The 16110-nt window shown below is 63.0% G+C and carries 10 protein-coding genes; 2 read left to right on the forward strand and 8 right to left on the reverse strand.

The window, feature by feature from the left end:
• Positions 1 to 19: 19 nt before the first annotated feature.
• From G5195_RS00580 to G5195_RS00605, 6 genes are all read right to left on the reverse strand, one after another.
• Positions 20 to 889, reverse strand: coding sequence for a hypothetical protein (locus tag G5195_RS00580; RefSeq protein ID WP_421235714.1), 870 nt, complete (start codon positions 887 to 889; stop codon positions 20 to 22).
• Positions 886 to 4875 (reverse strand): amino acid adenylation domain-containing protein, encoded by a 3990-nt coding sequence (locus tag G5195_RS00585; RefSeq protein ID WP_421235715.1) that lies wholly within the window; start codon positions 4873 to 4875, stop codon positions 886 to 888. Before G5195_RS00585 ends, G5195_RS00580 begins: the two co-directional genes overlap by 4 nt.
• 126 nt (positions 4876 to 5001) lie before the next feature.
• Complete coding sequence (gene dhbA / locus G5195_RS00590) at positions 5002 to 5763, reverse strand: 2,3-dihydro-2,3-dihydroxybenzoate dehydrogenase (protein WP_421235716.1); 762 nt, start codon at positions 5761 to 5763, stop codon at positions 5002 to 5004.
• Positions 5760 to 6692 carry an isochorismatase family protein gene (locus G5195_RS00595; RefSeq protein WP_421235717.1) on the reverse strand — a complete coding sequence of 311 codons (933 nt, stop codon included), beginning with the start codon at positions 6690 to 6692 and terminating at the stop codon, positions 5760 to 5762. Before G5195_RS00595 ends, dhbA begins: the two co-directional genes overlap by 4 nt.
• Entirely contained in the window at positions 6689 to 8341 is a 1653-nt protein-coding gene (locus G5195_RS00600) for a (2,3-dihydroxybenzoyl)adenylate synthase (RefSeq protein ID WP_421221471.1), read from the reverse strand. Before G5195_RS00600 ends, G5195_RS00595 begins: the two co-directional genes overlap by 4 nt.
• Positions 8338 to 9486 carry an isochorismate synthase gene (locus tag G5195_RS00605; RefSeq protein ID WP_421221470.1) on the reverse strand — a complete coding sequence of 383 codons (1149 nt, stop codon included), beginning with the start codon at positions 9484 to 9486 and terminating at the stop codon, positions 8338 to 8340. Before G5195_RS00605 ends, G5195_RS00600 begins: the two co-directional genes overlap by 4 nt.
• A gap of 266 nt (positions 9487 to 9752) precedes the next feature.
• Between G5195_RS00605 and G5195_RS00610 the strand changes: the two genes are divergently transcribed.
• Positions 9753 to 11705 (forward strand): TonB-dependent receptor domain-containing protein, encoded by a 1953-nt coding sequence (locus tag G5195_RS00610; protein WP_421221469.1) that lies wholly within the window; start codon positions 9753 to 9755, stop codon positions 11703 to 11705.
• A 126-nt stretch (positions 11706 to 11831) separates the two neighbouring features.
• Complete coding sequence (locus tag G5195_RS00615; protein ID WP_421235718.1) at positions 11832 to 12896, forward strand: 3-deoxy-7-phosphoheptulonate synthase; 1065 nt, start codon at positions 11832 to 11834, stop codon at positions 12894 to 12896.
• 77 nt (positions 12897 to 12973) lie between these two features.
• On the opposite strand, the gene G5195_RS00620 is transcribed toward G5195_RS00615, so the two are convergent.
• Both G5195_RS00620 and G5195_RS00625 read right to left on the reverse strand, forming a co-directional pair.
• A complete protein-coding gene (locus tag G5195_RS00620) occupies positions 12974 to 13972 on the reverse strand; it encodes a LacI family DNA-binding transcriptional regulator (RefSeq protein ID WP_201990420.1) in 999 nt (332 codons plus the stop codon).
• Positions 13973 to 14149: 177 nt separating this feature from the next.
• Positions 14150 to 16051 (reverse strand): transglycosylase SLT domain-containing protein, encoded by a 1902-nt coding sequence (locus G5195_RS00625; RefSeq protein WP_421235719.1) that lies wholly within the window; start codon positions 16049 to 16051, stop codon positions 14150 to 14152.
• Positions 16052 to 16110 lie beyond the last annotated feature (59 nt).

Below are 16110 nucleotides of genomic sequence, written 5' to 3' on the forward strand. Positions count from 1 at the left end.
GAGTTACTCAAGTCAGCAGTTACGCCAGCCACTGTTGCAGCTGGCGGGCCATGCCAACTGGCAGCAGGTGAGCGCGACTCAACAAGCGGCTACGCCAGGACTCGGCCAGCAAGGTGGGGCAAATTCGCATCTCCCGCCCCCTGTCAGCAACGCGCACCAACCTGTCGATAAGAGTTTCCAGCGGCGGATGCACCGGCCAGTGGGGATAGAGATCGGCGGTCGCAATCCCTGCCAGATCGCACACTCGCTCCTCTTCCTCATCTCCCTTCCCAGCAACCATTGGCCAGGGGTGAATGACATGCAGCCAGCCCGGCCGTGCTGCCTCCAGCAACTGGCCCAGCGTCGGCTGAGCAAAGTGGGGATCCCCTGCGGCTTTGAGCAGATGACGCGCCCCTGCCAGCACCACCACGCCGCGGGCGGGAAGTGCAAGAAGATCGTCGGCCAGCGCCTGATCCCGTCCCCTGTTGTGTTGCTGCCACCGCTCCGGGCTCATCTCCTGCCACTCGAATGAGGGCTCGCAGAGATGCACCCGCAGCCGCACATGATCGGGGCGCGCCAGATTGCTCTGACGCAGGGCAGCGAATAGGGCCGGAAACTCGGGGGCCATCCAGGCGGGGAAGGCGCAGGAGTCGAGCCAGACCGGATAGAGCCGTGCCAGCGTCAGCGGCTCCCCCTGCCAGCTCTCCTCCCCCACCAACCAGGCATCGAGCAAGCCTTGATGGCGGCGGTTGCCGCACTCCAGCACCAGATCGGTCATGATTCCCCAGAGCGCCGGATCACACAGCCAGGCGTGCTGGCGCCGGATAAAATCCGGGTGCCAGTGCGGCTCCCCCAGCCCCACCAGCTTGCCCGCCTGCAAGGCTTCCCGGATGGCGGCAACCGGGGTCATGCATCCCCTTCCTGCCGGATGTGCGGTTGTTGCCCGACCCCATCGACCCGCTCACAAATAAAAGCGCCGATCTTCGCCAACCAGTCGGGATGCACCATCTCCTGATGCAGGCAGGGGAAGCGCTCATAGCGGATTTCGCCTTTTGTCAGCGGCTCCCAGCCACGTCCATCCAGCCAGGGCTGGCGGGAAGCTGACGCCTCGATAAAGATCACCTCCCCGTGGTAGCAGTAGTCGACCGGCTGACGGATCAGCCGGTTGTTGTGGCCCACCAGCTCAATCATGGCGCTCACCACCTGCTCGTCGAGCATGGCCAGCGCACTCCCCTCCGCTCCCAGCCTGGCCACCACGTCGCCCCGAGTAAGGGAATCGAGCGCCTCGTCCGCAACCGCAATCCCCCCCATCCGCAGCAGCGCATCGAGCATCCGCTGCTCGTCGGGCAACGGCTGGGTCTGCCACTGCTGACAGGGGTAGGCATCGAGCAGCAGCACCATGGCCACCTCCTGTCCCTGCTCTTGCAACATGGCGGCCATCCGGTGCACCAGCATGCCCCCGAGCGACCAGCCGAGCAGCCAGTAGGGCCCCTCGCTCTGCTGACGACGCAGCTCAGTCACATAGTCGAGGGCCAGCTCGTCAAAGCTGGCGGGCAGCGGTGCATCCGGCTGGCAGAGCGCCCGTGCCTGCAGGGCATAGACGGCCATGTCGGTCGGCAGATGGGGCACCAATGGCGCATAACACCAGCCGAGCCCGCCGGCGGGATGGACGCAAAAGAGGGTGGGGCCCGATGTACCCGCCTGCGCACCGGACGCTCGCAGGGGCAACAGCATGGGCATTGCCTCCCGTTCGCCGCCAAGACGGCGCGCCAGCTGGGCAGGGCTCGGCGCTTCGAACAGGCTGGCCAGAGTGAGCGCCTGTCCGGTCGACTCTTCAATGCGCACCACCAGCTGCGCCGCCAGCAGGGAGTGACCACCGAGGGCAAAGAAGTTATCGTCGGCGCCGACCCGCGCCAGCCCCAGTATCTCGGCGAAGAGGCGACAGAGCCGCTCCTCCAGCAGGGTTTTCGGCAGCGCCTGACCCACCGCCAACGCCATATCGGGCAGCGGCAACCCCTTGCGATCCAGCTTGCCATTGGGGGTAAGCGGCAGCTCGGCCAAGTTTACCAAGAGCCCCGGCACCATGTAGTCAGGCAAGGAAGCGCCAAGGGTGGGTACCAGCTCGGCCAGCGTCAGATCTCTGCTATCTGCGGCTACCACATAGGCCACCAGACGGCGATCGCCGGGGGCAAATTCGGGGGCCAGCACCACCGCCTGCACCACCCGGGGGTGGCGCAGCAGCACCTGCTCGATCTCCTCCAGCTCGATGCGCTGGCCACGGATCTTCACCTGAAAATCGAGGCGCCCCAGATACTCGATGGCGCCATCCTCGCGCCAGGCAGCCAGATCGCCGCTGCGATAGAGCCGTCCCGTCCCGAAGGGATTGGCAATAAAGCGCTCGGCAGTGAGCTCGGGCTGACCAAAGTAGCCATCCGCCACCTGTACGCCGCCAATCCAGAGCTCCCCCGCTACACCGGGCGGCACAGGCTGCAACCAGGGGTCGAGAATGTGGATGCAGGTATTCCAGACCGGATAGCCGATGGGCACGCTGGTCACCGCCTCGTCTGCCCGGCAGGGATACCAGGTGACATCCACCGCCGCCTCGGTCGGGCCATAGAGGTTGTGCAGGGGGGCTGAGAATGTCCCATACCAGCGCTGCACCAGATCCGCGGGCAGCGCCTCGCCGGAGCAGAATACCTGGCGCAGGGCGCGGCAACGCGCAGGCTCGGCCTGAGTGACAAAGATCTGCAGCATGGAGGGGACAAAGTGCAAGGTGGTGATCCCGGCCTGCTCAATCAGCTCGGCAAGGTAGGCGGGATCCTTGTGGCCACCCGGTTTGGCGAGCACAAGCCGCGCACCTGTCATAAAGGGCCAGAAGAACTCCCAGATGGAGACATCGAAACCGGCCGGGGTCTTTTGCAGCACCCGATCCGCCGGGCCGATGGGATACATGTGCTGCATCCAGAGCAGCCGGTTGACGATGGCACCATGGCTCACCACTACCCCTTTGGGCCGACCGGTCGAACCGGAGGTGTAGATGATGTAGGCCGCATCTTCCGGCCCGGGAGCTGGCAGCTCACAAGGTGCTGTCGTTGCCAACTCTACCGCCGCCAGCTGCTCTGCCACACCGGGGGCATCGAGGCAGACAAGTGGCGCGACCACGTCGAGCGGCATCTGAAGCGTATGGCTGGTCAGCACAAGCGCAGGCTCGCTGCTGGCGAGAATGTAGCCGATCCGCTCCGCCGGATAGTCCGGGTCAACGGGCACGTAGACGGCACCTACCGCCATGATGGCCTGCTGGGCGAGAATAAGCTCGGGAGAGCGCGGGATCACCACCGCCACCCGGCAACCTGGGCCCACGCCCCTCCCCGCCAGATAGCAGGTTAGCTGGCGGGTACGCTGGCGCAACTCGTCCACACTCCAGCGCTCGGCGCCACACTCCAGCGCGATGGCGCTCTGATCTGCCGCCGCCAGCCCCTCGGCCAGCAGTGCGCTCAGGGTGGTGGTCGGCAACGGATGGTCGGTTTGGTTCCAGCGCGCCAGCTCAGCCTGCTCGCAGGGCAGCAGCAGCGGCAAACGCACCGCCAGGGCCTCGTCATCCGCCTCACTCCAGGCGGCCAGATAGGCCAGCAGCCGGGCAAGATGACGTTCACTCTCCTGTTGGCTGAAGCGCCCCTGACGGGTTTCGAGGGTCAGGGTCATCGCGCCTGCCTCCTCGGCAAAATAGAAGGCGCACTCCTCCACCGGCCCCGCCGCCAGCACCTGCACCTCGCCACGCACCTGGTTGTGTCCTTCACCAAAGCTGAGGGTGCGGGCAAAGGGCATCAGATTGACCTGAGGGCCAAACAGCGGCTGGCCCGGCTGGCGCTGTTGCAACCACTCCTGACGGCAGCCCTGATGACGACGCAGGGCAGTAAATTGCCGCTCAACCTGTGCCAGCAACTCCCCTACCCGGCTGGTGCCGCTCAGCTCAATGCGCAGGGGCACCACATTGACCTTCATGCAAGGGGTATCGGCCGCCGCTGAGCCCAGCCGCCCCATCAGCGGAATACCCAGCACCACCTCGCCAGCGCCGCTCATTCGCTGCACATAGCTGGCCACTGCCGCCAGCAGCAAGCTGTAGGGGTGACAGGCCGAGCGACTCGCCCGTGCCACCAATGCCTGCCACTGGCGGCCTGCCAGCCGCTGTTCGAAACGATAAGTGGGACCTGGCCCTTGCGCCGGACGGCGGGAGAGCGACGCGGGGTTCTCCACCCCGGCCAGCTGCTGCACTAAGAAATCGCGATCCCGCGCGGCGCGAGGCGAATCCTGATAGGCCGCCTCCTCGGCCAACAACTCCTGCTGAGTCGCATAACGGCAGGGGGCAGGCTGTTCGCCCGCACAAAGCGCCTCATACCAGCTCACCACCCGCTGGCAGAGCAAACTCAGGCCAAAGCCGTCGATGGCGATATGGTGCACGGCGATAAACCAGGCCCACCGCCCCTCGCCAAGGTGATAGAGGGTAGTGGCAAACAGCGGCCCCCCGGCCAGATTGAAGGGAACGGCCAGCTGCGCACGCATCTCGGCCTGCGCGGCCGCGAGCGGGTCGGCTTCGCTGCGCAGATCCCGCTCTGCAAGCTGCCAGCAGGCGGGGTTGGCCACCATTTGCGGGCCATCGGCGGTGGCCACAAAGGCGCAGTGCAGACCGGGGATCTCGTCGATGGTCTGGCGCACCGCGCGGGTGAAGTGATGGGGAGCCAGCGCCCCCTCCAGCAGCCAGTACTCGCCGGTATTGCAGGCAGGGCTCTGCGGGTATTTTTGCTGGGCAAACCAGATGCCCGCCTGAGCGATGGTAAGTGGCCAGCGCGGCTGCTCACCACGCTGGTGGGTGGCGCGCATCGCCATTGTCTGTTCCATGGGAATGTCCTTGCGCAAACATAGAGCGGGCAGCGGCTTGCCCCTGCCCGCATGGCTGAAAAGCGAGGAGGCCAGGCCTCCTCCATAAAGTAGAGTGTCACACCTGCCAGATCGGCTGCGCGCGGGCTAGACCCCCAGAGTGGCACCGCCATCGACCACCAGATCCTGCAGGGTGATATGGCTGGCGGCATTAGAGGCGAGAAACAGCACGCAGGCAGCCACCTCGTCGGGGGTCCCAAGTTTGCCAAGGGGGATCCCCAGCTTGAACTGCCCAGGCAGGCCCGCGATGGTGCGCAGCTCCCCTTCGCGCTGTTCCCCCTCCTGCCACATGCCGTACAGCATCGGGGTTCGGGTCGAGCCCGGCGACACCAGATTGCAGCGCACGCCGTAGGGGGCAAGCTCCAACCCAGCAGTTCGGGTCAGGCTGGTCAGCGCCGCCTTGGAGGCGCCATAGATGCCCATCCCCACTCGCGGCACCCGACCGGCATTGGAGGAGACATTGACGATGGCGCCCCTGCGCCGTCCCTGAAACCAGGGGGTCAGGGCTCGCATCAGGTAGAAGGGGGCGAAGGTGTTGATGGCAAAGGTGCGCTGCAAGAGGGCGTCATCCACCTCATCGATCCTGCCGGTCGCCAGTACGCCCGCGACATTGACCAGCACATCGGGCCCCAGCCCCTCGTCGAGCAGCTGTTCGCAGCAGCGGGTCACAGCCTCGCTGTCGCTCACATCGATCACCACTCCCTTCACGTTGCCGGGCAGTGCCTCGGCCAGTTGCAGATCGAACGCCACCACGCTGGCCCCTGCCTCGGCAAAGGTGCCCGCCACCGCATGGCCAATTCCCTGCGCCGCGCCGGTCACCCAGACGGTTCTGCCTTGCCACTCGCTCATGGGGTGCACTCCGGTTCGCTGACGTGCTCTTCGTTGGCCTGATAAGCCGTGTCCTGACTGACATTCAGCTGACGGGAGAGGAGCGCCCACCAGTTGGCCAGGGTCGGCGTGCGAGCCAGCTCGGCCAGCTCCACCACCAGCCCCTGCTGATGCCACTCTTCCACCAGCCCCATCACCGCCAGCGAGTCGAGACCGTAGTCGAGCAGGTTGTCATCCTCGGTGGGCTGCTCATGCTGCATCTCGGCGGGCAGCCGCGCCAACACCTGAGCACGCAGCGACTCGCGAGTCAGGGGGCGTTTGCTGGCCGCCATCACCTCGGCCACGGTAATCACCCGACCGGCATTGCGGCTGACGTAGGAGAGCGCCAGCAGATGATCTTCGCGGGAAAAGTCGGCGATGGCATCTGCCACCAGGAAGGGGCGGATATCCCGCATAAAGGCATCGACCGCCGTCTGCATCACCCCGATATGGCCGTAGATGCCGCAGATCACCAGCTGATCCCGCCCCCATCCGGCCATCAGCTCGGCCAGCGGTGAACGGCAAAAAGCGCTGTAGCGCCACTTGGTCAGCACCGTATCCTGCGGCTCGGGGGCCAGCGCCGAAACAATCGGCTGACGCTCCGGCGCTCGGGTCAATCCGGGCCCCCACATGTCGTTGAGCAGCGCCCGATCGGCCTGACTCTGCTCGGCGGGCTGGGCGGTATAGACCACCGGCATGCCAAGAGCTCGCGCCTGACGGGTCAAGGTGGCGATATGGTCGATGACCTGATTGATCAGCGGATTGTCCGCCCCGTAGAAATCGACGAAATAGTGCTGCATATCGTGGACCAGCAAGGCGGCGCGGCCCGGTTCGAAAGGCCAGTTCACCCGCCCGGTGGGCAGCTCTTCTGCGGTAGGCAGCGGATAGGCGGCGAGGGATTGAATGGTCATGCACACTCCTTGGCGAGCTGCTCGCGCAGCGTCTGTTTGTCTATCTTGCCGACCGGGGTGTGGGGCAGTTTCTCCACCAGCACCAGGCGATCGGGCAGTTTGTAATCGGCCACCCCCTGCTCGCGCAGGAAACGGCGCAAACGGGGCAGATTGAGGGGGGCGCGGCACATCAGAAAGGCGCAGCTGCGCTCCCCGAGCATGGGATCAGGCATGGCGACCAGTGCCGCCTGCCGCACATCTGGATGGGTAATTAGCAGCTCTTCAATCTCGAGAGCGTCGATCTTCTCCCCACCCCGGTTGATCTGATCCTTGTTGCGCCCCACCACCATCAGATGACCGCTGGGCAAGCGGCAGACCAGATCGCCGGTGCAGTAGAAACCGTCTCGGTCAAAAACCCGCTGATTGTGGGCCTCGGCCTTGAAGTAGCCACGAAAGGTGTAGGGGCCACGCGTCCAGAGCTCGCCGCACTCACCATCGGGCAAGGGGCGCCCGTCGCTATCCCTCACTTCCACCTCGTCGCCCGGGCTCATCGGGCGGCCCTGGGTATTGACGATGTGCCACTGGTCATCCTCGATGCGGGTGTAGTTGACCAGCCCCTCGGCCATGCCAAACACCTGCTGCAAACGGCAACCAAGGCGGCTCGCCACCGCCTCGGCATGAGCCGGGCTGAGGCGCGCACCTCCCACCTGCACACACTCCAGAGAGGTCTGCGGATAGTGGCTGGCCACCTCCAGCCAGAGCGCCAGAGCCGGTGGCACCAGTGCCGCCCAGTTGACCTGATGGCGCTGCACCAGCGGCAGACAGGTTGCGGCGGAAGGATCCTTTGCCAGCACCACGCAGCCACCGACATAAAACACCCCGAGTGCCCCGGGGGAGCTCAGGGGAAAGTTGTGGGGCGCTGGCAGAGCGCAGAGATAGATCACCCGCTCATCCCAACCGCACACCGCTACGCTCTGGCGCACGCTGTAGCCATAGTCATCGTGGGTGCGGGGGATCAGTTTGGGGGTGCCGGTACTGCCGCCGGAGAGCTGGAAAAAGGCGACCTGATCGGCCGGAGTCGGTGCAGGTGTTGGCGCAGCAGCCACCTGCACAGAACCATCAGTACTAGCCATCAATTCAGGCCGACGCCATGCAAATCCAGACTGAAGATCACCCCCTTCAGCCTGCTCGAACAGCTGTGTCTGGCAGGAAGGAGATACCAGCTCATCAAGGGCCGCGAGGCTCCCCGCTTCACCGGCAAAGCCGGGATGGGAGGGGCTGAGAACCAGCAAGGCGGGCTCAATCTGGCGGGCAAAGGCCACCAGCTCGCGCCGCTGATGGCTGTAGAGGGCATGCACCGCCACTACGCCGCAGCGGATCAGGGCAAACCAGCAGATATAGAACTCGGCGCAGTTGGGCAACTGCACCAGCGCGGTATCTCCGTGGCCCAGCCCGCGCGCGGCCAGCCGCGCCGCCAGTGCATCGACCTCACGCTTTAACCGGCCATAACTGAGGGTGCGTTCGCCACAGATCAGGGCCGTGCGCTCGGGATAACGTTCGGCGGAGTCATCGAGCAGGGCGGTGAGCGGTTGTCCGCACCACCACCCTTGTGCCCGGTAGTGGGCAGCCAGCTCGACAGGCCAGGGGGTAAAGGGCACCAGCGGCTTCATGCGGTTACCTCCGGCTCCCGGCTTTCGAGGCCGAAGGCACGCAACATGGTGCCAAGCTTGGCGGCGGTCTCCTGCCACTCCGCTTCCGGCGAAGAGCCCACCACAACCCCGGCGCCGGCATAGAGCCGCAGTTGCCTGCCAGCCAGCACGCCACAGCGGATGGTGACCACCCACTCGCCATTGCCATCGGCATCCATCCAGCCGACGGCGCCACAGTAGAAGCGGCGATCGTACCCCTCAAGCCGGGCGATGGCCTGACGTGCTGCCGAGAGCGGCGTGCCGCACACCGCCGGTGTCGGGTGCAACGCCAGCGCCAGTGCCAGCACGGGAGAGGGCTCATGGAGCCGCCCGGCGATGCGGGTCGAGAGGTGCCACATGGTAGGAGTGGCGATCACCTGCGGCTCCAGAGGGACGTCCAGCTCGCGGCAGAAGGGATCGAGGACGGTGGCGACCGCATCGGCCACCAGCGCATGTTCATAGCGATCCTTCTGCGCCCCCAGCAGTTCGACACTGGCCGCCTGTTGATCGGAAAACGCGTGGCGCGGACGGGAGCCCGCCAGCGGATTGCTCACCACCGCCATCTCGCTGCGCGATACCAGCAGCTCGGGGCTGGCGCCAAGCAGGGTCTCCCCATCCGGCAGCGGGATCTGGAACACATAGGCGCCCGGATTCTGGGCCAGCAGAGAGCCATAGGCGTGTGCGGGTGAGGTCTGCTCTGCGCTCTGCACATCGATGGCGCGCGACAGCACCACCTTCTCGAGCTGACCCTCGCTGAACTGCTGCAGCGCCGCCCGCACCGCCCCCTGATAGTGGGCAGCGCCGGTCACTTCGCTCACCTCGCCATGGAGCTGGCAACAGCGGGTGGGTAACAGTGCATCCCGTTTGACCCACTGCGATTGCGCCGGGATCACCAGATGCCAGGGGGATTGGGTATCAAACGGAATGGCGCCGATGGCGATGGGATTGACCATCCCCTGCTGGCGCAACTGACGCAGATGGGCGAGCAGCTTCTCCGGCGGGATGCCGGTAAAACTGTCGTGGATACCGGAGGCGACCAGTACCCTGTCACCGCTGGCAAAACAGCACACTTTATCCAGCCCGACCGCTGTGGCGGGCCACTCTCCTTCCAGTGCATGGTCACACATGACGGTGCTACTCCTTGGAATGAATCACTGCCTGATACGACTTAATGTGAGTCATTTGACTCACCAGATATCAGGGTGAACGGCATCCTAACAAGGAGCGAAAAAACGATCAATACAAATGAGAATCAATTTCATTAACTTCTTTTTAGTCAAAAGAGGGTGACGAACGAAACTGAGCTTCGCCGATAAAAAAGAGTTGCGATCGGAGCAAATTCAACTTGATAATGATAACGCTTATCATTTGAATATTATGGAAGATGTAAATAATGAAATCCTCAACCTCCCGTTTTATTGCTCCCTGCCTGCTGGCCACTACCATCGTCACCCTGCTGACCCAGCAAGCGATCGCCGCCAGCAACGCCCCTCAAGCCGATGAGGTGATCACCGTCACCACCACGGCGCACAATACCCGCTCGGCACCGGCCTCTATCTCTGTCATCACGGCCGAACAGATCGCCGCAGCGCCGGTCAATGACCTTGCCGACCTGCTGCGCCACGAAGTGGGCATTCAGGCTGAAGCTGACACCAATGGCCGCAGCGATATCGGTATTCGCGGCATGTCGGGCAAATACACCCTGGTACTGGTAGATGGCAAACGCCTCTCCTCCTCCAATGCCCTGTGGCGCGGCGGCAACTTCGACAACACTCCCGTGCCCCTTGGCATGATCCAGCGGGTCGAGGTGATCCGTGGTCCCATGTCAGCACTTTACGGCTCCGATGCCATCGGTGGTGTCATCAACATCATCACCAAGCAGCCGGGCAAAACCTGGCAAGGGGCGGCCGATGCCGACTTCAAGGCCATCGAGGGCAAGGATGGCGGCGATCAGCACAGAACCAACCTGGGCTTTACCGGCCCGCTGACCGATAACCTGCTGATCCGGATGAATGGCGAAGTGTACGACCGTCAGGCCTGGACTCCGCCCGAAGCGGCCGACGGCATCCCCCTCATCGAAGCCAAACAGACCCGTAACTTTGCCTCCACCCTGAGCTGGCTGGTGGATGAGCAGCAACGCTTCGAGTTTGACTATCTCTACAACCAGGATGAGCGGCCTCTCGATATCTTCCGCAAGACCGGCAACAAGGTTCACAGCCGCCAGCAGCAGAATGATCGCAACCTGTTTGGCCTGACTCACAAGGGGAACTGGAGCTGGGGTGACACCACCGTCATGGCCAACTACGAGACCTCCCAGATCGACGACTTCAACACCAGCTACTCGGCCCCGCAGCAGCGGGAGCTAGAAGAGAACACCCTGACCCTCAAGGGCTATACCAACCTGGCGCTGGCCAACCACTACCTGACCCTGGGTGGTGAATATCTGGACCGGGAGCTGGTGGATGCGGTGAGCTACAAGGATATCGGCGGCAAAGAGAGTCACTCTCAGGAGGCGCTGTTCGCCCAGGATGAAATTGGCCTGACCGACAGCCTGACCTTCACGCTGGGCGGCCGTTACGATCACCACGAGATCTACGGCAGCCACTTCACCCCGCGCGGCTATCTGGTCTATGAGATGAACGATGTGGTGACAGTGAAAGGCGGTGTCAGCCAGGCCTTCAAGGCACCGGCACCGCACCAGTACTCCAATGGCTATAGCATCGAGAGCTGCGGCGGCAGTTGCCGCATCTATGGCAGTGACAAGGTCAAGCCGGAAACCAGCACCAACTACGAGCTGGGCGTTATCGCAGGGCAAGGGATCTGGGAAACCAGCGCCACTCTCTTCTACTCCGATATCGACGACATGCTCACCTTCAAACAGCTGCCGAACTCCACTGACCGCACCTGGTACAACCTGGAGAAGGCCACCACCAAGGGGCTGGAGCTGACCGGCAGGCTCGATCTGACCGACAACATCAGTCTGGGTGCCAACTACACCTACCTCAAAGCAGAAGGCGATCAGGGTCAGGCACTGCCCGAGCGGCCGGAGCACAAGGCCAACGCCAAGATCAACTGGCAGGCCACCGAGCGGGTCAATGCCTTTGTCGGCACCACCTACACCGGCACCCAGTTTGCCGAGCAGACCGTCAACAAGGTTGTCGTACTGCACAAGCTGCCAAGCTATCAGACCTTCGATCTCGGCACCGGCTTCAAGGTCACCGAGAACTTTGACCTGCGACTGGGGATCAACAACCTGACCGACGTGCGCCTGCAAGAGAAAGACACCGTCTTCCAGAACGTCGAACCGGGTCGCAGCTACTACGTCAGCGGCTCAGCCCGCTTCTAAGGTAGCCGAGGCCGATATAACAGAGCGCGGGCCCATGCCCGCGCTCTGTTAACCAAGAGAATAAGGGGAAGATCCCCACTGGACAGCAAAGAGCATGCAGATTTCCATTTGTCATCAGGATCACTCATGTTCACCTCACTTCTGAATGCTTCACCCCTTGCCACCCTGCCAACCCCTGACGAGATGTTAAAGGCCAGACCCTGTCCGGCACGGCTCGCTCGCCAGATCGCACGCAGCCGCCAGCAAGCCCGCCATATTCTGCATGGAGAGGATGATCGCCTGCTGCTGGTGATCGGCCCCTGCTCCATCCACGATCCGGCAGCCGCCCGCGACTATGGTGGCCGGCTCGCTGAACTGCAGGGCCAATACGGGGAGCAGCTGCAACTGGTGATGCGCACCTATTTCGAAAAGCCGCGCACGACGCTCGGCTGGAAAGGATTTATCTTCGATCCCGACCTCGATGGCAGCGATCAACTGGAAAAGGGACTAACCCAGGCCCGCGAGTTACTGTTGGCCCTTGGACAGGAAGGGCTCGCCTGTGCCACCGAATTTCTCGATCTCACCAGCATGCTCTATCTGGGGGATCTCATCAGCTGGGGTGCCATCGGCGCCCGCACCACCGAATCCCAGCTCCACCGCCAACTGGCCTCGGCCCTTCCCTGCCCCATCGGTTTTAAAAACGGTACCGACGGAAATATCCGGATCGCGGTAGAGGCGATCCTCGCCAGCCGAGCGGCCCACCTCTATACCCAGCCTTCCGGGGATGGCCAGCTGGCACTGGTGCGCAGCCATGGCAACCCCGACTGCCACCTGATCCTGCGCGGTGGCCGCCAACCGAACTATCAGAGCCATCATGTGGCAGAGGCTGGCGACTTGCTGCGCCAGCATCATCTATCATCTAGGCTGATGGTCGATTGCAGCCACGGCAACAGCCAGAAGCAGCATGCCCGCCAGCTGCTGGTTGCCCGAGATATCGCCGACCAGCTGGGCGCTGGTAGCCATGCCATCGCCGCCATCATGGTGGAAAGTTTTATCTGCGAAGGGCGTCAGGAGATTGGCAGCAAACCGCTACGCTACGGCCAGTCGATCACCGATAGCTGCATCAGCTGGGAACAGACAAGGCAGCTGCTCGATATGGTGGCAGAAGGGGTGGAGGCGCGCCGTCAGCAGCGGATCGCCCTCGCGGGATAAATGGCGGATTATTCAGATAACGCAGAAAACACTGTGGCCCCGATGGGGCCACCTTGTTGTTCGCTGTTTGACACTCGTCAGGCGACTGACTCCCGCTCCACCAGCTGGGCTTCAAACTTGAGCGCCAGGCCGTCCACCGGCTTGTGATCGAGCAGGCGCAGCGCCAGCTCGGCAGCGCGGCTGCCCATCTCCTCGATGGGGTAGCGCACCGTGGTGAGCTTGGGATAGATGTAGCGGGCGTAAGGGATATCGTCGAACCCCACTACCGACACCTGCTGCGGGATCTTGTAACCCCGCTCCAGCAGGCAAGAGATCGCCCCCGCCACCATGCCGTCGTTGAAACCGAGCACGGCAGTGAACTCGACACCACGGGCCAGCAGTTCACTCATCGCCACATAGCCGCCATTTTCGTCGGCAAAGGCGCGGCTGACGAGTGCAGGATCAAAGGCGATCCCGGCTCTGGCCAGAGTCTGGGTGTAACCGGCCATCCGCTGCTGACCATCGACAAACTCTTCATCATCGGAGGTGATAAAGGCGATGTTGCGATGCCCGGCATCCAGCAAGTACTGGCACGCGGTGGTGATCCCCGCCTGGTTATCGAGCCAGACGCAGCGATCCTCAAAGCCCGGTACCTGACGGTTGATGAAAACGATGGGGGTAGAGCCAGCCGCGAGCTCGCTCAGCTCCTCGTCCGGAAGCGCCTTGCTGTGGAGGATCAGCGCATCGCACTGGCGCTGCAGCAGCGCCTGAATGGCGTGACGCTCGCGCGCGATATCATGGTTGCCAGACATGACGATGGTGAACTTGTTGGCCTGATCGACCATGGTTTCGATGCCACGCATCATCTGGGCAAAGAAGGGGCCGCCGCAGAGGTCGCCCACCAGCACGCCAATGCAGTTGGAACGCTTGCTGACCAATGCCTGGGCAAAACTGTTGGGTCGAAAATTCAGTTCCTTCATGGCCGCCAGTACGGCCTCACGCTTTTCCGGTGCTACCTGTGCCGTGTTGTTGATAACCCGCGACACGGTGGAGATAGACACATTTGCCAGCTGAGAAACGTCTTTAATCGTTGCCACTATCCATTCCTTTATTGTGGGGGAACCTGTCGATGCCGACGCCCGAGTATACCCTGCGGCCTGATGCAATTCCCGGAGCCAGGTCACCAGGCATGTTTCCTTTGGTAACAAAACCTTACCCGATGATACCCGGCAGCAGGGAAATTTGAAAACAGGGGCCGGCTTGCGGCCCCCGACTCAATAGGCGTGATTGAGCTCCCGCTCTGACATGAAGCGCAGCGGCTGCTGCAGCTTGTGCTGATAAATGAGATCGAACGACAACACGTTTTGCACGTAGTTGCGGGTCTCCTTGTAGGGAATACTCTCGACCCACACATCCATCGGCTTGTTGTCACTCTGCTCTCGCCAGCGTTTTACCCGTCCCGGCCCGGCGTTGTAGGCGGCCGCCGCCAGGATCCGGTTGCCGTCATAGACATCCAGCAAGCGCTTGAGATAGGCGCTTCCCAGACGAATATTCATTTTCGGATCAAACAGTTGCTGCTCGTTGCGATAGGGCACCCCCAGCTTGCCGGCAGTCTCTTTGGCGGTGGCAGGCATCAGCTGCATCAGACCGCGCGCCCCCACCGGCGACTGGGCCAGCGGATAGAGGGCACTCTCCTGACGGGAAATGGCATAGAGCAAACTGGTGTTCATGGTGCGCTCTTGCGCCATCTGGGAGAAGGTACGCTTGAGCGGCAGCGGGAAGCGCAGGTCGAGGGCATCCCACGCTTCGGCGCGAATGCTGGCGAGAATGGCCAGCTCGTGCCAACCCTGATTGAGGGCGATATGACCAAACTCGATGCGCTGGGCCACCGGATTGCGATCCATGTTGTGGATCCACTCCGAGCGGGCCGCAGCAATCTCGTTCATCGACAGCAGCTCGCGCACCCGCAACAGGAAGGGCCAGCGCTGGCTGGCCGTACGCCAGTCCGGTACATGCTTGACGCTCTGGTTCTTGATGCGATAAGGCACCCCGGTGCGCTGGGCGGCCATGAAACCGTAGAAACCGCGCAAGTTGGCGGTCTCCAGATAGAGATCCCGCGCCGGTTTTTGCTGCCCCTGCACTTCAAGGGAGCGCGCCATCCAGTAGCGCCAGCGATCCTCTTTCTGACGGGCCATCGGCATCATCTTCACCCAGCCGGAGAGGCCACGCCAATCCTGCTCCCAGATGGCCAGTCGCGCCCGCAGCTCGGTAATGTCGGGATCCGCCAGCTTTTTCACCGTGCTGTCGACCCAGCTGCGCTGGGCAATGGAGCGATCCAGCAGCAGGCGGCGAGCAATGGCACGCTCTACCGGTTTCACCTCGGCCTGGGTCAGGCCAAAACGGCTGCGAAACAGCGTAAGCTGGCGCAGCACCGACTCCGGCTCCTGATTGGCATAGCGGGTCAAACCAAGAGAGAGCAGCTTGCGGGAATAGGGGTTGCTGCTGAAATAGGCCGGGTTCATCACCTTGGCGGGCTGCTCGAACAGGGTCACCATCTGATCGCCATAGCTCTGCAAGCCGCTACCCAGGGTCGCGCCAAGGTGGCGGATCAGGTTGGGGTTTTCCGCCTCGAACGCCAGCGTCATCCGCTGCCAGATCTTCTCCTGGGTACGCTGACCGGATGCCTGCCACAGCTGGAACAGCGGGGAGCAGGCATCGGGACGGGATTGACCGCTCATCCAGATCTTGCCCGCCCCCTGCAACGCCTCTTTCTGCTTGCCGGTGTAATAGAGCGCCTGATAGTGCATGCAGAGCAGATCGGTGGAGCTCGGCTTGGCCGGATAGAAGCGCAGGAACTGCGACCACTGCTGGCTCTGGGCCAGATAGGTCAGATAGCTGCGCTCCAGCCGGTTGGACTGGGGGGTATCTCCATGCTGGCGGATAAAGCGGGTCACATCGTTGTAATCCGCCGCCCCCGGACGAAAGGCGAGCTGATAGTAATCGAGGTAAGGGAGCAGGGGGTAATGGGTCAACCGGGCACGAATTTGCTGGAAACGGGCCTGATCATTGGCCCGTACGGCGTCATACGCCTGACGGTAGAGCGTCTGGTCGGCAGTCTGCGCCATCAGGGTCGGCACGAACAGCGCCGACAAAACAATTCCCCATACAGCTTTCACTGAGCATCTCCATTGAGGGCAATACACCGCCCGGTGGCGGTGGGTCTACTGCCTCTCAT

This window comes from Aeromonas sp. 601039, assembly GCF_049174415.1.
In the GTDB taxonomy this organism is placed as follows: Bacteria; Pseudomonadota; Gammaproteobacteria; order Enterobacterales; family Aeromonadaceae; genus Aeromonas; species Aeromonas veronii_A.